Annotated in this window: 22 protein-coding genes; 15 read left to right on the forward strand and 7 right to left on the reverse strand. The window is 73.1% G+C overall.

Features of this window, described 5'->3' with window-relative positions:
• Positions 1–198 precede the first annotated feature (198 nt).
• Complete coding sequence (locus tag HF577_RS23055; RefSeq protein WP_169398027.1) at positions 199–501, reverse strand: DUF3024 domain-containing protein; 303 nt, start codon at positions 499–501, stop codon at positions 199–201.
• 40 nt (positions 502–541) lie between these two features.
• Here HF577_RS23055 and HF577_RS23060 point away from each other — a divergent pair, with 40 nt between their 5' ends.
• The 4 genes from HF577_RS23060 to HF577_RS23075 are packed head-to-tail and all read left to right on the forward strand — an operon-like array spanning position 542 to position 3,283.
• Positions 542–1,129 (forward strand): peroxidase-related enzyme, encoded by a 588-nt coding sequence (locus HF577_RS23060; protein WP_169398028.1) that lies wholly within the window; start codon positions 542–544, stop codon positions 1,127–1,129.
• Between the two features lie 44 nt (positions 1,130–1,173).
• Positions 1,174–2,304 carry a glycosyltransferase gene (locus tag HF577_RS23065; RefSeq protein ID WP_169398029.1) on the forward strand — a complete coding sequence of 377 codons (1,131 nt, stop codon included), beginning with the start codon at positions 1,174–1,176 and terminating at the stop codon, positions 2,302–2,304.
• Complete coding sequence (locus HF577_RS23070) at positions 2,283–2,780, forward strand: acyltransferase (RefSeq protein ID WP_169398030.1); 498 nt, start codon at positions 2,283–2,285, stop codon at positions 2,778–2,780. The genes HF577_RS23065 and HF577_RS23070 overlap by 22 nt, the downstream gene beginning before the upstream one ends.
• Complete coding sequence (locus HF577_RS23075) at positions 2,777–3,283, forward strand: class I SAM-dependent methyltransferase (protein WP_169398031.1); 507 nt, start codon at positions 2,777–2,779, stop codon at positions 3,281–3,283. The genes HF577_RS23070 and HF577_RS23075 overlap by 4 nt, the downstream gene beginning before the upstream one ends.
• 7 nt (positions 3,284–3,290) lie before the next feature.
• Here HF577_RS23075 and HF577_RS23080 read toward each other — a convergent pair whose 3' ends face one another.
• A complete protein-coding gene (locus HF577_RS23080; protein WP_169398032.1) occupies positions 3,291–3,800 on the reverse strand; it encodes a hypothetical protein in 510 nt (169 codons plus the stop codon).
• 131 nt (positions 3,801–3,931) lie between these two features.
• Here HF577_RS23080 and HF577_RS23085 point away from each other — a divergent pair, with 131 nt between their 5' ends.
• From HF577_RS23085 to HF577_RS23095, 3 genes are all read left to right on the forward strand, one after another.
• Positions 3,932–5,470: a helix-turn-helix transcriptional regulator gene (locus tag HF577_RS23085; RefSeq protein ID WP_169398033.1), complete on the forward strand. Its 1,539-nt coding sequence runs from the start codon at positions 3,932–3,934 to the stop codon at positions 5,468–5,470.
• 147 nt (positions 5,471–5,617) lie between these two features.
• Positions 5,618–7,975 carry a LuxR C-terminal-related transcriptional regulator gene (locus HF577_RS23090; protein WP_169398034.1) on the forward strand — a complete coding sequence of 786 codons (2,358 nt, stop codon included), beginning with the start codon at positions 5,618–5,620 and terminating at the stop codon, positions 7,973–7,975.
• A 79-nt stretch (positions 7,976–8,054) separates the two neighbouring features.
• The gene (locus HF577_RS23095) at positions 8,055–10,328 is read left to right on the forward strand and encodes an ATP-binding protein (protein WP_169398035.1); all 2,274 of its coding nucleotides are present in this window, start codon (positions 8,055–8,057) and stop codon (positions 10,326–10,328) included.
• Between the two features lie 67 nt (positions 10,329–10,395).
• Here the strand turns inward: HF577_RS23095 and HF577_RS23100 are convergent, their stop codons facing one another.
• From HF577_RS23100 to HF577_RS23110, 3 genes are read right to left on the reverse strand one after another with little or no spacing between them, the layout of a single operon-like run.
• Positions 10,396–11,160, reverse strand: a complete 765-nt coding sequence (locus HF577_RS23100) for an amino acid ABC transporter ATP-binding protein (protein ID WP_281359835.1) — start codon at positions 11,158–11,160, stop codon at positions 10,396–10,398.
• On the reverse strand, positions 11,157–12,077 hold the full coding sequence (locus HF577_RS23105; protein ID WP_312859314.1) for an amino acid ABC transporter permease: 921 nt from the start codon (positions 12,075–12,077) through the stop codon (positions 11,157–11,159). The genes HF577_RS23100 and HF577_RS23105 overlap by 4 nt, the downstream gene beginning before the upstream one ends.
• Before the next feature lie 7 nt (positions 12,078–12,084).
• Positions 12,085–13,044, reverse strand: a complete 960-nt coding sequence (locus tag HF577_RS23110; protein WP_169398037.1) for an ABC transporter substrate-binding protein — start codon at positions 13,042–13,044, stop codon at positions 12,085–12,087.
• Between the two features lie 164 nt (positions 13,045–13,208).
• Here HF577_RS23110 and HF577_RS39815 point away from each other — a divergent pair, with 164 nt between their 5' ends.
• From HF577_RS39815 to HF577_RS23135, 5 genes are all read left to right on the forward strand, one after another.
• Positions 13,209–13,535, forward strand: coding sequence for an antitoxin (locus HF577_RS39815; protein ID WP_169398038.1), 327 nt, complete (start codon positions 13,209–13,211; stop codon positions 13,533–13,535).
• Between the two features lie 221 nt (positions 13,536–13,756).
• Entirely contained in the window at positions 13,757–15,001 is a 1,245-nt protein-coding gene (gene pdhA / locus HF577_RS23120) for a pyruvate dehydrogenase (acetyl-transferring) E1 component subunit alpha (protein ID WP_312859315.1), read from the forward strand.
• Between the two features lies 1 nt (position 15,002).
• Positions 15,003–15,977, forward strand: a complete 975-nt coding sequence (locus HF577_RS23125; protein WP_169398039.1) for an alpha-ketoacid dehydrogenase subunit beta — start codon at positions 15,003–15,005, stop codon at positions 15,975–15,977.
• A gap of 5 nt (positions 15,978–15,982) precedes the next feature.
• Positions 15,983–17,344 (forward strand): dihydrolipoamide acetyltransferase family protein, encoded by a 1,362-nt coding sequence (locus HF577_RS23130; protein ID WP_169398040.1) that lies wholly within the window; start codon positions 15,983–15,985, stop codon positions 17,342–17,344.
• Between the two features lie 98 nt (positions 17,345–17,442).
• Positions 17,443–17,922, forward strand: coding sequence for an FxsA family protein (locus HF577_RS23135; RefSeq protein WP_169398041.1), 480 nt, complete (start codon positions 17,443–17,445; stop codon positions 17,920–17,922).
• On the opposite strand, the gene HF577_RS23140 is transcribed toward HF577_RS23135, so the two are convergent.
• A complete protein-coding gene (locus tag HF577_RS23140; protein ID WP_169398042.1) occupies positions 17,919–18,482 on the reverse strand; it encodes a hypothetical protein in 564 nt (187 codons plus the stop codon). The genes HF577_RS23135 and HF577_RS23140 overlap by 4 nt on opposite strands.
• 67 nt (positions 18,483–18,549) lie before the next feature.
• Positions 18,550–19,176: an SIMPL domain-containing protein gene (locus HF577_RS23145; RefSeq protein ID WP_312859316.1), complete on the reverse strand. Its 627-nt coding sequence runs from the start codon at positions 19,174–19,176 to the stop codon at positions 18,550–18,552.
• Between the two features lie 99 nt (positions 19,177–19,275).
• On the opposite strand from HF577_RS23145, the gene HF577_RS23150 reads away from it, so the two are divergent.
• The 3 genes from HF577_RS23150 to HF577_RS23160 all read left to right on the forward strand — a co-directional run bounded on the left by HF577_RS23150 (position 19,276) and on the right by HF577_RS23160 (position 21,947).
• Complete coding sequence (locus HF577_RS23150) at positions 19,276–20,106, forward strand: DUF1206 domain-containing protein (RefSeq protein WP_169398043.1); 831 nt, start codon at positions 19,276–19,278, stop codon at positions 20,104–20,106.
• Positions 20,107–20,231: 125 nt separating this feature from the next.
• Positions 20,232–21,422, forward strand: coding sequence for an ATP-binding protein (locus tag HF577_RS23155; protein WP_169398044.1), 1,191 nt, complete (start codon positions 20,232–20,234; stop codon positions 21,420–21,422).
• Positions 21,423–21,629: 207 nt separating this feature from the next.
• Entirely contained in the window at positions 21,630–21,947 is a 318-nt protein-coding gene (locus HF577_RS23160) for a GroES family chaperonin (RefSeq protein ID WP_169398045.1), read from the forward strand.
• Positions 21,948–21,991 lie beyond the last annotated feature (44 nt).

Below are 21,991 nucleotides of genomic sequence, written 5' to 3' on the forward strand. Positions count from 1 at the left end.
TGTTCGCGGTGGTCGCCACCGACGAGCCGCACAGCGACACCGACACCCCCACCCTGGCGAGCGTGCTGCGCCGGGCGTCGGCGCTGGTGATCCGCAGTGGTCCCACCGGCGGTGCCCGCGTGGTGCCGCTGGCCGGCGCCGGCCGCAAGACGGCGCGGGTCGGTCAGGCCGGGGCCTGAACCGCCCGGCGCCGGCCGCTCAGTCGCGCACCTGCTCCAGCAGCGCGATCGGGTCGGGCCCTGCCGTCTCGTGCTGCCAGCCACCGTCGGCCGCCGCCCGGTAGAGCACCCAACCGCCGTCGTCCTCGAGGCGCAGCAGCGCCACCGGGGTGGCCGACCACTCCACCTCGAGCTCGGGGTAGGTGGGCGGCCTGCGGTCGAGGATCGTGACCTCGTCGCCCTGGATCGTGTAGCCGAGCCGCTGTTGCTCGCGCTCGGCATCGGGGACGACATCAGCGCACCACTGGGACAACCGGCTGCGGATCTCCTCGGGCACGTCCATGGGCGCATCGTGGCGCTTCCGAGGGCTACCGTCGAGAGTTATGAGTGCTTCGCCGCACCCCGTGAGTCGGTTCGGCCATGTCGAGCTGGAGGACATGCCGGACGATCTCCGCAAGCGGATCGAGAAGATCACCGAGAAGTCGGGGTTCGTACCGAACGTGTTCCGGGCTCTCGCCCGCAGACCGGCCGAGCTGCGGGCCTTCCTGGACTACCACGATGCCCTGATGGACTCCGATGTCGGACTGAGCAGGGCCGAGCGTGAGCTGGTGGTGGTGGCGACGTCCGGCGCCAACAACTGCACCTACTGCGTGGTCGCCCACGGTGCGATCCTCCGGGTCCGGGCGAAGGACGCCGAGATCGCCGACCGGGTGGCGACGAACCCGTGGGGGGTCGAGCTGAGCCCACGGGAGCGCGCGATCGTCGATCTGGCGCTGCTCGTCGCCACCGACTCCGCCTCGCTCACCGACGCCGAGCTCGACGACGCCCGCATCGCAGGACTCTCCGAGGACGAGATCTGGGACGTCGGGGCCATCACCGCGCTGTTCGCGATGTCCAACCGGCTGGCCCACCTCACGGCGCTGCGACCGAACCCGGAGTTCTTCCTGATGGGACGGCTGCCGAGAATCTGAAGATCGGCAGCACGCCGCCGCAACCCACAGGTCATGCTGTGGTGATGCGACCCAGGGACGATGCGCGGATGTCGAACCTCTTCGGGCAGCGGGTGGCGATCGTCTCCTACCGCCTCGGGATGGCCGACGGTGTGTCGGTCACGGCTGCGCAGTGGGCGACCGCCTTCCGACGGCTCGGGATGCGGGTGCGCCTGGTCGCCGGCGACGGGCGGCCCGACGTGCTCGTGCCGGGCCTCGCGCTGGACGACGCGCAGCCGCCGTCGCGGCGACTGCTGGATGCGGCGCTGGCGGACATCGACGTGGTGGTCGCCGACAACGTGTGCTCGCTGCCGATGAACCAGGCGGCCGGGGAGGCGGTGGCCGAGTACCTGCGAGGCCGTCCCGCCGTGCTGCGCCACCACGACCTGCCGTGGGAGCGCGAGCGGTACGCCGGGGTCACGACCTGGCCGCCGGACGACCCGTCGTGGCACCACGTCACCGTCAACGACATGGCGCGGCGCTCGCTCTCGGACCGGCGGGGCATCCTCGCCACCACCGTCTACCACGGCTTCGACGAGACGCCGCGTCCCGAGGACCGCGATGGGCTCCGCGCCCGGCTCGACGTCCCCGCCGGGCCCCTCCTGCTGCAGCCCACCCGCGCGATCGCCCGGAAGCACGTCGACGTCGGGCTGGCGCTCGCCGAGTCGCTCGGCGGCACGTTCTGGCTCACCGGTCCGGCCGAGGACGGGTACGCGGCCGACCTCGCCCGGCTCCTGCGGGAGGCCCGTGTTCCGGTGCGCCGCAGGCTCCCGGACGGCACCGACATGGCCGCGGCCTACGCGGCGTGCGACGCGGTGGTGTTCCCGTCGTCCTGGGAGGGTTTCGGGCTGCCCCTGATCGAGTCGGCGCTGCACCGCAAGCCGATCGCGGTCGGCGACTTCCCGGTGGCCCGCGAGCTCGCCGCGTTCGGGTTCCGGTGGTTCCCCGCCGCCGACCCCGAGCCGCTGCGGGCCTGGCTCGCAGACCCGGACCCGTCCCTGCTCGACCACAACGAGGCGATCGCCCGCACCCACTTCGGGATCGATGCACTCGCCCGGAGGCTGGAGCTGCTGCTGTCCGGTGCGCCGGTATGCCACCATTCCGGCACCGACGAGGATGCCGGAGGGCAAACCGCATGCGACTGCTTGACCGCCTGATCACCCGCGCCCTGCGCGGTCCGCTCGATGCGCTGGTCGCGGAACAGGTGGCCCGACAGGTCCAGGAACTGAAGCTCGACGCCCTGTACTCCTACCGCTGGCACGGGGATCGCTCACGCCTGCGCATCCCGGACACCGCCGTGGTCAACAACGCGCTGTTCAACATGTCCGGCGGCACGATCACCATCGGCGAGTACGCGTTCTTCGGTCACGACGTCTCGGTGCTCACCGGCACCCACGACATCAACCAGTTCGGCCACGACCGGCAGCTCGCCTTCCCCCGGTCCGGTCGCGACGTGGTGATCGGCGACGGCGTCTGGCTCGCCAGCGGGGTCACCGTGTTCGGCCCCGTGACGATCGGCGAGCACGCCGTCGTCGCGGGTGGGTCGCTGGTGCGCGAGGACGTGGAGCCCTACACGGTGGTGGCAGGGCGTCCGGCGAAGGTCCTCAAGAAGCTCACCCCACCGACCGCATGAGACTGGAGATCGGCGCCGGGGAGAAGCCGCATCCCGACTACGACCTGCACGTCGACGTGCTCGCGCTGCCCGACATCGAGGTCCGGTGCGCGATCGACCGCCTCCCGTTCGCCTCGGGTTCGCTCGACGCGCTGCGGGCCAACCACGTGCTCGAGCACCAGAGCTACGAGCTCGTCCGGGAGACGCTGCGGGAGTGGGCCCGCGTGCTGCGCACCGGCGCGGAGATCGACATCGGGGTCCCGGACGCACGGTTCGTCGCCACGCAGTGGGTGGAGGGCACGATCGACACCGCGGAGGCGAACTACTGGATCCTCGGTGGCCACTCCGAGCGGGAGGCGCACCAGGGCGTGGACGCGCGGGGGGTGCCGCTGTGGATCTGGAACGCCCATCACACGCTGTTCGACGCGGAGTCGTTGCGTGCGGCCGTCGCGGAGTTCTTCGTGGTGGAGGAGCTGTTCACCTACGACATCCGCAACCTGCGCCTCTACGCCCGCAAGCCCTGACGCGTGACTACTCCGCCGAGTCGGCGGTCTCCTTCTCGGCCGCCCGCTCGGCGAAGGCCACCCAGACCGAGACGAGGCCGGTGACGAACAGCAGCCCGGTGACCATGCCCTCGATCTGCAGCGGGGTGAGCCGTGTCGTCCCCGGCGGGATGAACGCGGCGGCCGCCACGAGTGCGTAGAGCAGCGGGTCGGCCATCGACAGGGTCCGGACGGTGATGCGCCCGGTCGGCCCGCCGGCCCGGCGCAGGTACCGCACCGACTCGACCAGACCGATCAGGCCGCCCAGAGCGAACGTGCACCGCCAGATCAGGCCGCCGTCGTTCGCCGAGGCCAGCAGCGAGGCCAGTCCCATCACGGCGGGCAGGAAGAACTTGAGTGCCAGGTGCATGGTGCTCGCGTGCCGTTCGGGATCGGTCCGCCATCCGCCGTGGGCGAACTGCATGACCCCGAACCAGAGCCCGAGCAGCGTGAAGCTGGTGCTGCTGAGGGTCTGGTAGAACGTGATCGACGGGTCCATGTCAGCCCTCCCGGGAAGTACGGGTGGCCTCGACCCTGCGGTGCCCGGTCGAGCGGCCGGTATCCGGGAGACCCCGCAACCTCGGCTCCGCGGGTAGCGTCCCCCGGATCCTCCAGAACCAGGGGTGGCGTATGCCGGGGTCGGAAGGGCAGCTGGTCGGACGGGCGCGCGAGCTCGCCCGGCTCGATCACGCGCGGCGCAGGCACGCGTTCCCGGCAGGCGGTCCCGTCGTCGTGGAGCTGGTGGGTGAGCCCGGGATCGGCAAGACCTCACTGGTGCGGGTGCTCACGGACCAGGCGGAGCGGGCCGGGGCGCTGGTCCTCCGCGCACGTGCTGCCGCGTTCGAGCAGGACAGCCCGTACGCCCTGGTCGTCGACGCACTGGGGCCCTGCCTGCCCACCGCCGACCTGACCGGGCTCGGCCCACGCCGCCTCGCCGTCCGGTCGCTGCTGGAACGGCTCGCGGCAGGACGGCCCGTGGTGCTCGCGCTCGACGACGTCCAGTGGGCCGACGCCGCGTCGGCCGAGCTGCTGGTGGACCTGCTCCGCGCGCCGCCCCGGGCGGCCGTGCAGCTCGTACTGGCCCACCGCCGGTTCCCGGCGCGGGAGCGGTTGGCCCGCGCGCTGGACCGTGGGGTCGTTTCCGGGCTCGTCGAGCGTGTCGAGCTCGGGCCGCTCGACGACCACGCAGCCGCGCAGCTCGTGTCCGGGGCGGCCCGGTCCCGGCGCGCGGCGCTGGTCCGCGAGTGCGGTGGCAACCCCTTCCACCTCCTGCAGATGGCCCGGCACGGGGCGGGCGTGCCGCGGCCGGTGGCGGAGCTGGTACTCGAGGAGGTCGAGCAGCTCGACCCGACGGCACGACGGCTGCTGGAGGGCGGAGCGGTCGCCGGTGACCCCTTCGACCTCGGGCCGGCCGTGGCGGCGTCGGGCGTTGCATCGGTCTCGCCGGGCCGGCACCGGACCGCGGACGTCCTGGATGTGCTGGTCGAGGCGAACCTGGTGCACCCGGCGGGCCTGCCCTGGGCGTTCCGGTTCCGGCACCCGCTCGTGCGCCGGGTCGTCCGCGAGCACACCGGGCCGGGATGGACCGCGCGGGCGCACGGGCGGATCGCCGCGGTGCTCGAGCGGTCCGGGGCACCGCCGTCCGCACGCGCTCACCACGTCGCGCAGGCCGCGGCGGTGGGTGACCGCGCTGCTGCCACCCTGCTCGCCCGCGCCGCGGCGGACGTGGCGCCGCGGGCTCCCGGCACCGCGGCGCGGTGGTACGCGGACGCGTTGCGACTGCTGCCCGACGCCGCCATCGTCGAACGGGCCGTCCTGCTCGGGTGCCGGGCCACCGCGCTCGAGGATGCCGGCGGTGCCGACGCCGCGGGCGCCGTCGTCGGGGAGATCCTCACGCTCGCGGCGGTCGAGCCCACCGTGGGAGGGAGGAGTGCGGACGTGACCCGGCCGGGCGTTCCCGGCCCGCCGGACCGTCCCAGGCCGGCTCGGCTCACCGACCGGGAGGGGGAGGTCGCCGCACTGGTGGCGGAGGGCCGGACGAACCGGGAGATCGGGGCGGAGCTGCACCTGGCCGAGAAGACCGTCGAGCGATACGTCTCCCGGGTGCTCGGCAAGGTCGGTGCCCGCACCCGCGCGGCTGTCGGCGGCCTTCTCGTCCCGTCCCGTTGACCCCGCCCGGGACCCCTGTCCGGGACGACACCGCGCGTAGGGGTTATCCCGGATGGCCGGTCGGCGGCTTCCGGGGTCAGGCTGCTGGTGGCCCGGTCCGTGGGGGTGTCCGGGCCGACGCAACCACGACGGGGAGGACCGCACGCGATGGTCGGTCGCGAGGTCGAGCAGGCCTTCGCCGACATTCTCGTGGCCGAGGTTGCGGCGGGCTCGCCGCGCGCCCTCGCGGTGCGCGGCGAGCCCGGCATCGGCAAGACCCTGCTGCTGGAGCACCTGGCCGCCACCGCCGAGGCCGCCGGGTTCCTCGTCCGGACCGATCGCGCCCCCGGCGACCAGGCCCGGCTCTTCGGGGTACCGGTGGGAGCGGGTGCCGGCCGGCACCGCAGGCACCAGGTTGTCAGCAGGCTGCTGGCGGGACTGCCCGAGGGAGCACCGCTCCTGCTCGTGCTCGACGACGCGCACCGCGCCGACCCGGCCACGGTCGAACTGGTCGGCCACCTGCTGCGCCACCCTCCTGGCGCGCGGGTGCTGCTCGGCCTGGCGCTGCGCCCGCGATACGCCTCGCCCGCGCTGCTGCGCACCCTGCACGCGGCGCAGCGGTGCCGCTCGCTCGACACGGTGGAGCTCGGTCCGTTGCCGGCCGAGGACGCCGCGGCGCTGCTCGGGGGCACCGTCGCCGAAGCGGACCGGGCCCGCGCCATCGCCGAGAGCGGGGGCAACCCGTTCTACCTCCATCAGCTCGCACGAACACCTGGCCACGGGACCGGGGCCCCACCGGCCATCGTCGCGTCGTTGCGGGAGGAGCTGTGCGACCTGCCGGCCGCCGCTGCTCTGCTGCTCTCCGCGGCCGCCGCCGTCGGGGACCCGTTCGACGCCGGATCGGCGGCGGCCGGCGTCCCCCTGCCGGAGGGCGAGGCGCTCGACCTGCTCGACGAGCTGTGCCGGCGCGAGGTCGTGCGCGGGACCGAGGTGCCCCGGCGGTTCGCGTTCCGGCATCCGGTGCTGCGCCGGGCCGCCCGCGGAGCGGCCCGTCCGGGCGTGCGGGGCGGCGGATTTGTCCACCCCGTGCCCGCGCGGCGCACGCCCGCCCGCGTGACCGCCGAACGGCGCCCGCACCGCGGACCGGACGCGGTGCGGCTGCTCACGCAGGCCCTGGCCGCACTGCCCGACCCGCTGTCGGCCACGGCCTCCCGGCTGCGGCTCGCCATCGCCACGGTGCACCTGTGGGGTTCCGACCACGAGGAGGCGTCCCGCTGGGCCGGTCGGGCGCGGGTCGCGGCTGGGGATCCGGTGCTGCGCGGGGTTGCCGCGGCGTTGCTGGCCGGTGCCGGCGGCCGCTCGGGCGCCGTGGCCGAGACCAGGACGGCGGCCGACGAGGCGAGCGCCCTGCTCGACCCCCTCCCCGACGACGTCATCGCCGCGCACGTCGACGCCGTGGCGCTGCTGGGCTGGAGCGAGACCACGATCGAGCGGCCCGGACCGGCGTGCGCCCACCTGCGCAGGGCGCTCGCTCTCGCCGGCCGAACCGGACAGGCGTACCTGCTGCCCGAGATCCATACCGGCCTTGCCGCCGTGCTGACCTGGACCGGCGCGCTGGCCGACGCGGCCCGGGCCGGCGACGAGGCCATCGCCTGCGCGCGCTCGACCGGCGTGGCGGACAGCCGGGTGCGCGCGCTGGGGAGCCGCTGCGCCGCCGCGGTCGTCGCGGGCGACCTGACCGTGGCCACCCGGCTGGGCGAGCAGACCCGCGGTCTCACGGGAGCCACGCCCGAGGTCATGGCGACGGTCGCCGAGGTGCGGCTCGCGGCCGGTGACCACGACGCCGGGATCGCGGCGCTCCAGGACGCGGGTGGCGGTCCGGACCTGCCCCGGATCGTGCGCAGCAGGCGGCCCTACTGGTTCGCGCTGCTCACCGAGGCCGCGATCCGGGCCGGCCGCCGGGTCGACGCGACCGGCTGGGCCGAACGGGCGGAGCTGGCGGCAGCAGGTCTCGGTCTCGCCGGCCGCACGGGCTGGGCGCTGCGAGCGGCAGCGGCCGTCCGCAACGCCCACCGCGAGCACGCCCCCGCGGCCGGCACGGCCCTGCGGTCCGCCGAGCTGCTCGAACGCGCGGGCAACCCGGTGGAGGCGGCCCGGTCCCGCACCCTCGCCGGCATCGCGCTGGGTGCCGCGGGCCAGCGGTCCCGGGCCGCTGCCGAGATGACAGCGGCGGCGGCCGTGCTGGCCAGGTGCGGAGCCACGGGGCTCGGCGCGCAGGCGGACGCCCTGCTCCGCGGGATCCGCTGCGGGGGTGGCGGCGGCGCCGGGAGCAGCGCGCGGGACGTGCTGAGCCCCCGCGAGCACCAGATCGCCCAGCTCGTCGCGAGCGGCCACACCAACCGTGAGATCGCCGAGGAGCTGATGCTCTCGGTGAAGACGGTCGAGACGCACCTCGGACGGGCGTTCGCGAAGCTGGGGGTGTCCACGAGGTCCGCACTGGCGGCCCAGGTCAGAACGGACAGGTGAGCTTTCGGCGACTGCGCCGAGCGGGTCACGGGGCCGCTGTCGCGTGGTCCTCGCCGCGTCGCTGTGGAAACATCCGCCCGTGGGTAGAACGACCGGTACCGCCGCCGAGCGGCCGGTCATGCCCGAGGACGCCGTCCACAACCTCCCGTTCGATCTCACGCGTTTCGTCGGGCGCGAAGCAGAGGTCGCCGAGGTGACGTCCACCCTCGACGCGGAACGGCTCGTCACCCTCACCGGGCCGGGCGGATGCGGCAAGACACGCCTGGCCACCCGGGTCGCGGTGGATGTGCTCGACCGGTTCCCGCACGGCTGCTGGTTCGTCGACCTCGCCGCCACCACCGACGGCCACCTCGTCCCGCACCTGGCGGCGCAGGCCCTCGGGGTGCGCGAGCAGCCGGGCACCGCGCTGGCCGACCTGCTCGCCGCGACGCTGCGCGACCGCACCCTCCTCGTCGTCCTCGACAACTGCGAACACGTCGTCGAGGCCGTGGCCCGGCTGGTCCACGAGCTGTTGGCCGGGTGTCCCGGGGTGCGTGTCCTCGCCACCAGCCGGCGGTCGCTCGGGCTGCCCGGCGAGGTGGTCTGGCGGGTTCCCCCGCTGCAGCACGGCGATGCGGTGCGGCTGTTCCTCGAACGCGCCCGCCATCGGATGCCCGGCTTCTCGCTGACGCCTGCCACGTCGCAGGCGATCAGCGAGATCTGTCGTGGCCTCGACGGGCTCCCGCTCGCCATCGAGCTCGCCACCGCAAGGGTCTCGGTGCTCGCCGCCCCCGAGATCGCCACCATGCTGTCCGACCAGCTCGACCTCCTCGCCGGCGGCGACCGTGGCGCGGAGCCCCGCCACCGCAGCCTGGAGGCCGCGCTGCGATGGAGCTACGACCTGCTCGACGACCCCGAGCGGCAGTTCTTCGCGCACCTGTCGGTGTTCTCGGGCTGGTGGGGCCTGGACGCGGCGAGCGCTGCCGCCATGACCGACCACCGGCCGCTCGACCTCCTGACGGTGGTCGTCGACCAGTCCCTCGTGGTGGCCGAGACCGGGGTCGGGGGCGCCACGCGGTACCGGATGCTCGAACCGGTCCGCCAGTTCGGGCTCTCGCTGCTCGTCGAGCACGGGGCGATGGACGCGGCTCTCGCGGCGCACGCCGCGTGCATCCTGGAGCTGACCGGGCGTGCGGCCGCGGGACTGCGCGGTCCCGGCCAGCTGGACTGGCTGCGCAGGCTCGACGACGCCGAACCCGACCTGCGGGGGGCCACCAGCACGCTCGTGGCGGCCGGTGACGGCGAGCAGCTCGCCGACCTCGGCTGGAACACCTGGTTGTTCTGGTGGTTGCGCGGCCGCTTCACCGAAGGGCGGCTGGCCATGGAGCACGCCCTCGCCACCCCGCTGTCGGCCCGGGCGCGGGCGCGGGCCGCGTTCGTCGCCGGCACGATGGCCTGCGGGCAGGCCGACTACCGCACGGCCGCCGACCTGCTCGACGCGAGCATCCGGATCGCGCGCGAGGTGGGCGACACCGCCGTCGAGACCTACGCGCTGAGCAGCGCGGGGTTCGCGGCGATCGGCCTCGACGAGCAGGAGCGGGGCGTCGAGCTGCTGGAACGCGGCGTGGGCCTGGCGCTGTCCACCGGCGAGCTGTGGGCCGCGTCGTTCATGTCGTGCTTCCTCGGCACGGTCGCCCAGGCGGCGGGGCGGCGGGACCGGGCGGCTGCGCTGGGCCGCCGAGCGCTCGACCTGGCCCGGGCGGTGGGTGATCGGGAGGGCGCGGCGATGGCGTCGCACCTGCTGGCCGGGATCGCCGTCGACGAGGGGCACGACGCCGATGCCGCCGTCCACTTCCGTGAGGGACTGCGCCTCGCGGCCGAGGTGGGCGACGCGCCGAACGTCGCCTTCTGCCTGCAGGGTCTCGCCACCGTGGACACCGACGTCGCCCGGGCCGTCCGGCTCTGGTCGGCGGCGGAGGCACTGCTGGCCCGGGTCGACGCGGGTGGTTACGTCTCCGGGCCGGACCAGGAGGGGATGCGCCGGGCCGTCTCCTCCGCGAGGGCGGAGCTGGGTGAGGCGGCGTTCGCCTCGGCCTGGGCCACCGGCCAGGATCTGTCCCCGGCCGAGGTGCTGTCGCTGGCGCTGGACCGTGGTCCCTGCCCGGCGCAGATGGATCCCGACGGCCTCACCGCCCGCGAGGTGGAGGTCCTCGACCTCATCGCAGGCGGCCGGGCCAACAAGCAGATCGCCGCGCAGCTGGCGATCAGCGTGTCCACGGTGGAGCAGCACGTCACGCGGATCTACTCCAAGATCGGCGCCAGGGGGCGGGCCGACGCCACCGTGCACGCGCTGCGCCGCAGCGCCCGCCGCTGAGTTCTGCATCCTGCGCAGCGAGGCAGAGCGCGCGGGGCGGAGCGCGCGGGCGGCTGACCCCGGCCGGCTACAGCACCTTCGACAGGAACGCCTGCGTGCGCTCGTGCTGCGGGTTGCCCAGCACGTCACGGGGCTGGCCGGCTTCGACGATCCGGCCCTCGTCCATGAACACCAGGGTGTCGCCGACCTCGCGGGCGAACCCCATCTCGTGGGTCACCACGACCATCGTCATGCCCTCCCCGGCGAGCCCCCGCATCACGTCGAGCACCTCACCGACGAGCTCCGGGTCCAGGGCCGAGGTGGGCTCGTCGAACAGCATGAGCCGCGGCTGCATCGCCAGTGCCCGTGCGATCGCCACCCGCTGCTGCTGTCCGCCGGAGAGCTGGGCCGGGTAGGAGTCGTACTTGTCCGAGAGGCCGACGCGGTCCAGCAACGCCATCGCGCGCTCGCGGGCCGCTCTGCGCGGCTCCCGCCGCACCGTGCGGGGCGCCTCCATGACGTTCTCCGCGGCCGTCTTGTGCGGGAACAGGTTGAACCGCTGGAACACCATGCCGATGTCGCGGCGTTGCCTCGCCACCTCCGACTCGCGCAGTTCGTGGAGCCTGCCCCCCGCCTCGCGGTAGCCGATGAGCTCGCCGTCCACCCGCATCGCCCCCGCGTCGATGCGCTCGAGGTGGTTGATGCAGCGCAGGAACGTGGACTTGCCCGAGCCGGACGGCCCGATGACGCAGGCGACCTCACCGGGCATGACGGTGAGATCGATGCCGCGCAGCACCTCGACGCGGCCGAAGCTCTTGTGGACCTGGACGGCCTCCACCATGGGTGTGGTCATCCGGTCGCCGTCCCCTGCTCGGGTGCCCGCGAGAACAGCCGCGAGCCCGTCGGACCCCGGCTCGTGCCGCGCCCGTAGTGGCGCTCGACGAACCCCTGCCCGATCGAGAGCAGCGACGTCAGCGCCAGGTACCAGGCCGCGGCCACGATGAGCAGCGGGATCGTCTGGAAGTTGGTGGAGTAGATCCGCTGCACCGAGGTGAGCAGCTCGAAGTAGCCGATCACGACCACCAGCGAGGTGGTCTTCAACATCGAGATGGTCTCGTTGCCGGTGGGCGGGATGATCACACGCATGGCCTGCGGCAGCACGATCCGGCGCAACGTCTGCGAGCGTGACATGCCCAGTGCGCCCGCCGCCTCCGTCTGCCCGTCGTCCACCGACTGCAGGCCGCCGCGGACGATCTCGGCCATGTAGGCGGCCTCGTTGAGCCCGAGCCCGAGCAGGCACGCGGCGAACTGGTTGATCAGCTGGTTGGTGTCGAAGGAGATGAACTCCGGCCCGAACGGGATGCCGAGCGCGAGCCGCGGGTAGAGCGCGGCGAGGAAGTTCCAGAACAGCAGCTGCGCGATCAGCGGGGTGCCGCGGAACAGCCAGATGTAGACGGCCGAGACGCTGGAGAGCACCGGGTTGGGCGACAGCCGCATGACCGCGAGGCCGATGCCACCGACGATGCCGATCGCCATCGACAGCACGGTGAGCACGAGCGTGTTGCGCAGGCCGTTCAGCACCGGTCCGGAGAAGAGGTACTCGCCGACCACCGGCCAGCGGAAGCCGTCGTTGGTGAGGATCGTGTTGACGAGCATCGCCGCGAGCACGGCCAGCACCGCGACGGCCAGCCACCGGCCGGGGTGCCGCACGGGTACGGCCTTGATGGGTGGCGGGCGCCGAGCCGTGTCGAGGGGTGGAGAAGCGGTCACCGCGACGTCAGCTCCGGACCTCTGAGGTGGCGATCGCGCCGTTCGACACATTCCACTTCTGCAGGATCGCGGCGTAGCTGCCGTCGGCGATCATGGCCTGCAGGGCACCCTGCACCGCCTGGGCGAACTGTCCCTGGCTCTTGCCCAGCGCGATGCCGTACGGCGCCGTGTCCCACGGCTCGCCGACCACCTCGACCGCGCCGCTGGTGGTGGTGACGGCGTAGGAGACGACCGGGGAGTCGGCCAGCATCGCGACGATGCGCTTCGAGGTCAGCGCGAGCGTCACGTCGGTCTGCTGCTGGAGCTCCGTGACCGCGATCGCCGGCTGCCCCGCCGCGGTGCACGCCTGGCTGCGAGCGGCCACGTCGTCCACCTGCACGGTGCCCGCCTGCACACCGACCGCGCGACCGCACAGGTTGTCGGGCGTGATGCCCTCCGGGTTGCCCGACGCCACGGCCAGGCTGGTGCCCGCGGAGAAGTAGCTGACCATGTCGACGGTCTTGATGCGCTCGTCGTTGATCGTGAACGAGGAGATGCCCAGCTCGTAGCGGGCGCCCTCGATGCCCGGGATGATCCCGGAGAACTGGCTGTTCTGGAACTCGGGGGTGAGCCCGAGCTTCTGTGCCACGGCGGTGCCGAGGTCGACGTCCAGCCCGATGATCGTGGTGCCGTCCGGGGCCGTGAACTCGTTGGGCGGGTACGAGGCGTCGGTGCCGAACACGAGCTTGCCGTCGGAGGAGACCGAAGCGGGAACCATGGCGGCGAGCGCGTCGTCCTTGGTGACGGCCGGGGCCGCCGCTGTGGTGGGAGCGCCACCGGAGGTGGCGCCGCTGCCGTCCCCGCCGGAGCCGCACCCCGCGAGGGCGACGGTCAGCGCAGCCGCGGCGAGCACGGCCGGTAGCGAACGGGTGGTGGCGTGCACGATGACCTCCGGTACCTGACGGCGAGTACGCGGGGATGCTGCCATTCCGACACCGCTCGGACATCCTCGAGATGGTCACCGTTGTGTGACGTCACGCTCCGTAATTCGTTGGGGATCTCAGGTGAGGTCCGGCGCTAGGGTGGGTACAGGAGAACCAAGACGCCGCGCAGACGCTGTCGCGGCGGCACCACATACGACGGAGGAGCGCAATGCCGCTGTTCAGGAAGTTGGCCACGCTGGCCACGGTCGCGGAGGCCGCCCGCCGGTACGCGAAGAGCAACCCGGACAAGGCAGCCAAGTTCGTCGACCAGGCTGCGAAGTTCGTCGACAAGCAGACGAAGGGCAAGTACTCGGGCCAGATCAGTGGCGCCGCGCAGAAGGCGAAGAGCGTCGCCGGGATCCGGCACATCCCGGGTTCCGGGAGCAACGGCTACACCCAGGGTTATGACCGCACCAACAACTTCGGTCCGACCGGGGGCCACACCACTCCGCAGGCCCAGCCCGGCCAGCCCTACCCGGGCACGCCGGAGCGCTAGAACCCACCGAACCGCCGGTGCTCGACCAGCGGTACGTCCCCGTTTCGGGGACGTGCCGCTGGTCTGTCGCGGGCGCATCCGGGCGTCGCTCCCGGCTTTCGGCCCCTCGTGCCAGGATTGCGCTACGCCGGACATGGTGCCCCCACCCGGGTGCCGGGATCCGGACGCGCCCGCCCCGTGCCGCCACGAACGGTCGCGGGTCCCGAGCATGAGGAGGCATCGTGTCCGATCCGCACGACTGGGCCCCGTCCGTTCCGGCGGTACCCGACAAGCGCCCCAGCCGCGAGCACGTCCTCGCCGCACTGAAAGCCACCGACGAGGGGGATCCGAACCTCGTCCAGCTGCTCACCCCGGAGGGCGAGCGGGTGTCCGACCCCCGCTTCGACCACTTCGCGGGCGACGTCGACAGCGCGGCTCTGCAGGAGCTCTACCGCGACATGGTGCTGGTGCGCCGCTTCGACCGCGAGGCCAACGCGCTGCAGCGGCAGGGGCAGCTGGGCATCTGGGTGCCCCTGCTCGGGCAGGAGGCGGCGCAGATCGGCGCGGGCCGGGCCATGCAGCCCCAGGACATGGTGTTCCCGTCCTACCGGGAGCACGGGGTGGCGTGGACCAGGGGGATCGACCCCACCGAGCTGCTCGGGATCTTCCGGGGCACCGACCACGGTGGCTGGGACCCGTTGGCCACCCGCTTCCACCTGTACACGATCGTCATCGGCAACCAGTGCCTCAACGCCACCGGCTACGCGATGGGCCAGCGGTTCGAGGGCCGGGTCGGGAACGCGGTGGGCGCGGGCGACGACGGCTCGATGAACGAGGCCACCGTCTGCTTCTTCGGCGACGGTGCCACCAGCCAGGGCGACGTCCACGAGGGCTTCGTCTGGGCCGCGGTGTACGACGCTCCCGTCGTCTTCTACTGCCAGAACAACCAGTGGGCGATCTCCGAGCCCACCGAACGTCAGTCCAGGGTGCCGCTCTACAAGCGGGCGGCCGGCTACGGCTTCCCCGGCGTCCGTGTCGACGGCAACGACGTGCTCGCCTGCCTCGCCGTCACCCGCTGGGCGCTGGAGGAGTGCCGCACCGGCAACGGACCGGTGCTCGTCGAGGCCTTCACCTACCGGATGGACGCGCACACCACCTCCGACGACCCGTCGCGCTACCGGCTGGCCGACGAGCTCGAGCTGTGGAAGCTCAAGGACCCGATCGAGCGGGTGCGGGTCAACCTGGTGCGCGAGCACGCCGTCGGCCAGGAGTTCTTCGCGGACGTGCAGGCCGAGTCCGACGCGCTGGCCGCGCGGTTCCGCGAGCACTGCCTGCAGATGCCACCGCCGGCGCCGGACCGGATGTTCGCCAACGTCTACGCGGAGGGCTCGCCCACGATCGACGCCCAGCGTGCGGAGTACCTCGCCTACCTCGAGTCGTTCGAGCCAGAGGGATCGCTCGCCGGCGCCGGCGGGGAGGGGGTCTGAGATGACCGTTCTCACGATGGCCAAGGCACTCAACGACGGTCTGCGCGCGGCGATGGAGCGCGACCCGAAGGTCCTCGTCATGGGCGAGGACGTCGGCAAACTGGGCGGGGTCTTCCGGGTCACCGACGGCCTGCAGAAGGACTTCGGCGAGCAGCGGGTGCTCGACACCCCGCTCGCGGAGTCCGGGATCATCGGCACCGCCGTCGGGCTCGCGATCCGGGGCTTCCGCCCGGTGTGCGAGATCCAGTTCGACGGGTTCGTGTTCCCCGGGTTCGACCAGATCGTCTCGCAGCTCGCGAAGCTGCACTTCCGCTCGCAGGGCAAGGTGCGGATGCCGGTGGTCGTGCGTATCCCGTTCGGCGGCGGGATCGGCGCTGTCGAGCACCACAGCGAGTCGCCGGAGTCGCTGTTCGCCCACGTGGCGGGGCTCAAGGTCGTGGCGTGCTCCAACCCGGCCGATGCCTACTGGATGATCCAGCAGGCCATCGACTGCGACGACCCGGTCATCTTCTTCGAGCCGAAGCGGCGCTACTGGGAGAAGGCCGAGGTCGACCTGGACGCTGCCCCGCCACCGCTGTTCGCCTCGCGCGTCGCCCGCGCGGGTTCGACGCTGACGCTCGCGGGTTACGGCCCGGTGCTGCGAACGTGCCTCGAGGCGGCCACGGCCGCCGAGGCCGACGGCCACGACATCGAGGTGATCGACCTGCGGGCGCTGTCCCCGCTGGACCTCGGGCCCGTCATCGAGTCGGTGCGCCGCACCGGCCGCCTGGTCGTCGTCTCCGAGGCCCCGTCGGAGGCCTCGGTCACCGCGGAGGTCGCTGCCAGGGTGCAGGAGCAGTGCTTCCACTCGCTGGAGGCCCCGGTCATCCGGGTCACGGGCTTCGACACGCCGTATCCGCCGTCGAAATGCGAAGAGGACTACCTCCCCGATCTGGACCGGGTGCTGGACGCCGTCGACCGGTCCCTGGCCTGGTGACGGGGATGCGTCGCGAGTTCGCCATGCCGGACGTCGGCGAGGGGCTGACGGAGGCCGAGGTCGTCACCTGGCACGTCGCGCCCGGTGACACCGTCACCGTCAACCAGGTGATCGTCGAGATCGAGACGGCCAAGGCGGCGGTCGAGCTGCCCTGTCCCTATGCCGGAACGGTCGGGGAGCTGCTGGTCGAGCCGGGCCGCACCGTGCCCGTCGGAGCCCCGATCATCGCGATCGAGACGGCGGAGGCGGCGCCCGCGCAGGCGGCGCCCGCCGACGAGGCCGGCGCCAAGATCGGGGAGGCGGGCAAGGACGGCCGCATCGCCACCCTGGTCGGTTACGGGCCCCGGCCGGGTTCGGTGCAGCGGCGTGCCCGTCGTTCGCCGTCGGCTCCTCCCGCCGCACCGCCACCGGCCGTGCCGAACGGACGCCACGTCCGGCCGGACCTCCCGGACCGGGGCTCGCCCGTTGCGGCCGAGAGCCCGGCAGCGGGCCCGGTGCCGCTCGCCAAGCCGCCGGTACGCAAGCTCGCCAAGGATCTCGGGATCGACCTGCGGTCGCTCACCGGTTCCGGGGCGGGCGGCGTGATCACGCGGGAGGACGTGGAGGCGGCCGCGGCCACGTCCGCCGTCGAGCCCGCGCCGCCGGCGTCGCCCGCCGCGCCCACGGTGGGCGGGGTGCGGCGCGAGCCGATCCGCGGGGTCCGCCGGGCCACGGCGGCGGCCATGGTGAGCAGCGCGTTCACCGCGCCGCACGTCACGGAGTTCCTCGCCGTCGACGTCACCGAGACGATGGCCCTGCGCGACCGGCTCCGCGGCACGCGGGAGTACGCCGAGGTCAAGCTGACGCCTCTCGCGTTCGTCGCGAAGGCGGTGTGCCTCGCGGCGAGGCGCACCCCGGAGGTCAACGCCTCCTGGGACGAGGCGGCAGGCGAGATCGTCTACTACGACCGGGTGCAGCTCGGGATCGCGGCGGCCACTCCACGAGGGCTGATCGTCCCGAAGGTCCGGGACGCCGACACGCTCACCCTGCGGGAGCTGGCCGCGGCGCTGGGCGAGCTCACCGCCACGGCACGGTCGGGCCGGACCCCACCCGCCGACCTCGTGGGCGGCACCTTCACGATCACGAACGTCGGCGTCTTCGGGGTCGACACCGGCACCCCGATCCTCAACCCGGGGGAGGCGGCGATCCTCGCCGTGGGCGCCATCAAACCCTCGCCGTGGGTGGTGGACGGTGAGCTGGCGGTCCGCACGGTGTGCCAGCTCGCGCTGTCGTTCGACCACCGGCTGGTCGACGGCGAGCAGGGCTCCCGGTTCCTCGCCGACATCGGTGCGTTGCTCACCGATCCGGGGCTCGCCCTCACCTGGTGAGGCACCTGCCTGGCGGCGGGGACGGGCTCCGCCGCCAGGTGACCGATCCGTGACCACGAGTTCGGGAGCACACAGGCCGTCTCGTGCGTTACTGGTGTATGGCGTTCGTCCTTCTGTACCTCGTCGTCGAGATCGTCGCGCTGGTCGCGCTCGGATCCGTGATCGGGTTGGGCTGGACGCTCCTCGTCCTGCTGGCCGGATCGATCCTCGGCCTGTGGCTGGCCCGCCGGGAGGGACTGCGCGCCGCGCAGGCGATCGGCGAGGCCGTCACCAACAGGCGGGTGCCCACCGCGGAGGTCACCGACGGCATGCTGGTCGCCGCGGGAGGCGTGCTGTTGTTCGTCCCGGGCCTGGTCACCGACGTGGCCGGGCTGCTTCTCCTGCTGCCGCCCACGCGGTCGCTGGTGCGCGGGAGGCTCATCCGTGCGGCTGAGCGGCGCGCGCCCGGGCTGCGGACGGCTCGCATCCGCGAGCGGGGGCCGGTCGTGGACGGCGAGGTGGTCGAGGAGCACCGCCCCGCTGACGGGCCACTGGTGATCGAGGGCCGGACCGTGCCGGGGCCGGGCGAGCCGCGCTAACCGGCGCGGCCCGTCCACTCGGGCTCGACGCGCGCCCAGTCGTCGGCCCACTGCCGGGCGTCCAGGGCGTCGAGCCGGGCGCGGCACAGGACGGCGCAGAGAGCGAGCACGGCCCAGCAGGCGAGCAGCGTGCTGAGCCCTGCTGTCAGTCCGGTCACGCGGGAGTCGGCGATCCGGGTGCGTGCGTCGACCACCTCGCCGGCGGCGTCGATCGCCACGGTGATCATCGCGCCCTGGGGTAGCCCGGCGTCCACGCGGAGCGAGCCGGTGCGGAGAAGGCCGCCGCTCGTGGTCCACCGGGCCCGGGTGGCGAGGGTGGGATTCAGCATCGCCGCCTCCGGCAGCGGCGAGGGTTCGAGCAGCTCGGCCTCTGCGAGCGTCGTGCCGGGAGGGGCGGTGGTGACCTCGTGCCCGCTCGCCGCCGCACCGACCAGCACGGCGACGCCGATCGCCAGCGCGCCGAGCACGAGCTGGGCTCGGCGCAGCGCTTGACGTGCACGATCGGTGGCACGGAGGAGGGACGGACCGGGGTCGTCGTCACGCGGCGTGGGAACATCCACAGCCTCATTGTCGGGTATCCACCCGTTCGGCCGTCAACGCCACCCGGTAGTGGCGTCGCGTTCCACGTCAGGTGAGGAGCGTCCAGCTGGCGACGCACCGTGCGGTCACCCGCACCGGCTCGGGTTCCAGGCCGAGCTCGCGGACGTCCGGACCGCCCGACTCCCGGGCTGCCAGCGCGACGTGACCGCCGTGCGAGGGCGCATCGGACAGCCTGCGCAGCGCGCCCAGCCGCCCGTTCAGCGCCGTCGCATACCCCTCGGCCCGCTGCCGGGCGTCCTCGACCGCGCGGCGCTGGGCCTCGCGCTGCGCGGCCGCGGGATCGGCCAGCGCCCAGCGCGGGCCGTGCAGACCGGTCGGCTCGGCGCCGACGAGGGCCGAGAGCACCTCCTCCAGCGCGGCGGTGTCGGTCAGCATGAGAGCGATGTCCTCTCCCGCCCGGCAGCCCACCACCCGGTCGCCCTGCCATTCGTTGTGCACCCAGAACTGCCGGTTGCGGACGACGAGCCCCGGCAGCTCCAGTGCCGGCCCGGCGGCGGCGACCCGGCGCCCGAGCTCGCGGACCGCGTCGGCCCGGTTCTCCGCGAACCCGGTGAAGCTCACGTCCAGCTCGGCCCGGTCGCCCAGCTGCTCGTGATGCCCGGTCCCCTCGGTCACGATCTCCGGGGAGTGCGGGTCGATCGGAGTCTCGGTCACGACCGTCAGGAAACCAGATCGGGTTGTATCAGCTCATCTAGCAACTGAGCGAGAATGCGTGAGAGTGTGCGATCAACACCGGCGGGATACTGAGATCCCATGTCTGGTCCCGGCGAACGCCTGCGCACTCTGGTCCACGAAGGCCGGTCGGACGCGCCTGGCCGGTTCGTGGACGTCCTCGGCCGGATCGGGTTGGTCGGGTACGGGGTGGTGCACCTGCTCGTGGCGTGGCTCGCGCTGCAGATCGCGTTCGGCGTGCCGGACGTCCCGGCCGACGCGGAGGGTGCCGTCGGGACGATCGCCCGCACCCCGGGCGGGTCGCTCGCACTCTGGGTGGCCGCCGTGGGGCTCATCGCGTTCGCGGTATGGCAGGTCACGGCCGCCGCGGTGGGTTTCAGGTGGGTGGACGGGAACGAGCGCGTGCGCAAGCGCGTGGGTGCGGTCGCCAAGGCGATCGCCATGTCGTCGCTCGCCGTGCTGATCGTCGACTACCTGCTCGACGTGGGCTCCTCCGGCACCACCGCGCAGACGCTGGCGGCCGGGGTGCTCGCGCTCCCGGCCGGGCGGCTGCTGCTGGGGCTCGGCGCGGGCACGATACTGGTGATCGCGGGCGCGATGATCTACACGGGGGTGCGGCGCACGTTCATGGGTGATCTGGAGGTGCGCCACCTCGGTCCGCTCGCCCGGCGGGTGATCGAGCTCGTCGGAGCGGCCGGGCACCTGGCGCGCGCACTCGCGCTGGGCGTCGTCGGGGTGCTCGCCGGCAGCGCCGCCCTGTTCGCCGACCCGGCGCGGGCGGGTGGGCTCGACGCCGCGCTCCGCACCCTGAGCGCCACGGCGCTCGGTTCGTCGTTGCTGGTGGTGGTGGCCGTCGGCTTCGCCGCATTCGGCCTGTTCTGTCTGGCCGACGCCGCGACCCGGCGCGCTTGATCAGGCTCTCTATCTGATTCTCGGATTTCTCCGAGAAAGCTGGATACACTCCGATCCGCGACACGCCATCGTGGTTGCTAGCCGCCTCTACGGCGCAGGCAAGAATCGCCGATACCGTCCGATGCGTGGATCCCGTGCGCAACCCGTTCGCCCCCGGCGCCGGCCAGCGCCCTCCCGAGCTCGCCGGCCGCGACCGGGAGGTCGACGCGTTCGAGATCGTGCTCGAACGGGTCTCCCGGGGGCGGCCCGAGCGCAGCCTGGTGCTCACCGGCCTGCGCGGCGTCGGGAAGACGGTGCTGCTCGGTGAGCTCCGCTCGATGGCCGTCCGGGCCGGCTGGGGCGCAGGCAAGATCGAGGCCCGCCCGGAGGCCGACCTGCGCAGGCCGCTCTCGGCGGCCCTGCACCGGGCGATCCGCGATCTCGCCGTGCGGCACCGCGCTCCCGACCGGGTGGACGAGGTGCTGGGCATCCTCAAGGCGTTCGCCCTGCGCTCCGCGCCGGACGGGGCGAAGCTGCGCGACCGCTGGCAACCCGGCATCGACGTGCCCGTGAAGGCGGGACGCGCCGACTCCGGGGACATCGAGATCGACCTCGTCGAGCTGTTCACCGAGGTGGCCGAGCTGGCGGCGGACGTCGGCACGGGCGTGGCGATCCTCATCGACGAGATGCAGGACCTGCGCCCCGACGACATCTCGGCGCTGTGCGCGGCCTGCCACGAGCTCTCCCAGTCGCGGGCTCCGCTCGTGGTGGTGGGCGCCGGGCTGCCGCACCTGCCCGCCGTGCTCTCGGCGTCCAAGTCCTACTCCGAGCGCCTGTTCAAGTACGTCCGGATCGGCCAGCTCGACCGGCCGGACGCCGACTTCGCGTTGCTCGCGCCCGCCGAGCGGGAGGACGCCTCGTTCGATCACGAGGCCCTCGACGCTCTCTTCGAGGCCTCGAGCGGCTACCCCTACTTCGTCCAGGCGTACGGGAAGGCGGCGTGGGACGCGGCACCGCGCAGCCCGATCAGCGCGGCCGACGTCAAGCTGGCGGCCCCGGAGGCCGAGGCCGAGCTCGCGGTGGGGTTCTTCGGCTCCCGCTACGAGCGGGCCACCCCGGCCGAACGGGAGTACCTGCGTGCCATGGCCGAGCTCACCGAGGGCCGCGACGAGCCCGTGGGGACGGCCGGGATCGCCGACCACCTCGCGCGCCGCGCCTCGTCGCTCTCACCCGCTCGGGACAGCCTGCTCAAGAAGGGGCTGGTGTTCTCGGCGCAGCGTGGTCAGATCGCGTTCACGGTGCCCCACTTCGGCCGCTACCTCCTCACCCAAGCGTGACGCCGGTAACCCGATCGGGTGAACGCGGTGGTTCTTGTCCGTTGAAGTAACGGACTGCGCCTTTCGTTCGATTGCCTGTACAGCCCCGTGGTGCTGTCGGACCCCCGACCTGACAGCGCCGCGGGGTCTTCTCGTTCCCGGGGCGCGACCGGGCGAGCTGTGAGGTCAGCGATAAGGGCGCCTGGTGAAGGTCGTACCATCTGGCCGGTGCAGGACCCGAAGCTCGAGATCCAGATGCTGCACGACCGTGTGATGGTGAAGCCGGAGACGAGTGGTGAGCGCCGAAGCGGCGCCGGCATCGTTATTCCAGCAACCGCCGAGGTCGCCAAACGTCTGGTTTGGGGGGAGGTGTTCGGTGTGGGGGCGAACGTCCGCACGGTCAAGGTAGGTGATCGGGTGCTGTTCGCCCGCGACGACCAGTACGAGGTCGACGTGCAGGGGGTCACGTACCTGGTCCTCCGGGAACGTGAGTTGCACGCTGTCGCCACCGAACGCACTGAGCACGGCACGGGGCTCTACCTGTGACGAACCGGGTCTGCTTCAGGCCCGGTCCGAGTTGTGAGGGGAAA

This window comes from Pseudonocardia xinjiangensis, from assembly GCF_012911925.1.
Taxonomy (GTDB): Bacteria; Actinomycetota; Actinomycetes; order Mycobacteriales; family Pseudonocardiaceae; genus Pseudonocardia; species Pseudonocardia xinjiangensis.

Coding starts and splice junctions, on each gene's coding strand:
- HF577_RS23055 (WP_169398027.1), bottom strand. CDS start 501: ATGGACGTGCCCGAGGAGATCCGCAGCCGGTTGTCCCAGTGGTGCGCT.
- HF577_RS23060 (WP_169398028.1), top strand. CDS start 542: ATGAGTGCTTCGCCGCACCCCGTGAGTCGGTTCGGCCATGTCGAGCTG.
- HF577_RS23065 (WP_169398029.1), top strand. CDS start 1,174: ATGCGACCCAGGGACGATGCGCGGATGTCGAACCTCTTCGGGCAGCGG.
- HF577_RS23070 (WP_169398030.1), top strand. CDS start 2,283: ATGCGACTGCTTGACCGCCTGATCACCCGCGCCCTGCGCGGTCCGCTC.
- HF577_RS23075 (WP_169398031.1), top strand. CDS start 2,777: ATGAGACTGGAGATCGGCGCCGGGGAGAAGCCGCATCCCGACTACGAC.
- HF577_RS23080 (WP_169398032.1), bottom strand. CDS start 3,800: ATGGACCCGTCGATCACGTTCTACCAGACCCTCAGCAGCACCAGCTTC.
- HF577_RS23085 (WP_169398033.1), top strand. CDS start 3,932: ATGCCGGGGTCGGAAGGGCAGCTGGTCGGACGGGCGCGCGAGCTCGCC.
- HF577_RS23090 (WP_169398034.1), top strand. CDS start 5,618: ATGGTCGGTCGCGAGGTCGAGCAGGCCTTCGCCGACATTCTCGTGGCC.
- HF577_RS23100 (WP_281359835.1), bottom strand. CDS start 11,160: ATGACCACACCCATGGTGGAGGCCGTCCAGGTCCACAAGAGCTTCGGC.
- HF577_RS23110 (WP_169398037.1), bottom strand. CDS start 13,044: ATGGCAGCATCCCCGCGTACTCGCCGTCAGGTACCGGAGGTCATCGTG.
- HF577_RS39815 (WP_169398038.1), top strand. CDS start 13,209: ATGCCGCTGTTCAGGAAGTTGGCCACGCTGGCCACGGTCGCGGAGGCC.
- HF577_RS23125 (WP_169398039.1), top strand. CDS start 15,003: ATGACCGTTCTCACGATGGCCAAGGCACTCAACGACGGTCTGCGCGCG.
- HF577_RS23130 (WP_169398040.1), top strand. CDS start 15,983: ATGCGTCGCGAGTTCGCCATGCCGGACGTCGGCGAGGGGCTGACGGAG.
- HF577_RS23135 (WP_169398041.1), top strand. CDS start 17,443: ATGGCGTTCGTCCTTCTGTACCTCGTCGTCGAGATCGTCGCGCTGGTC.
- HF577_RS23150 (WP_169398043.1), top strand. CDS start 19,276: ATGTCTGGTCCCGGCGAACGCCTGCGCACTCTGGTCCACGAAGGCCGG.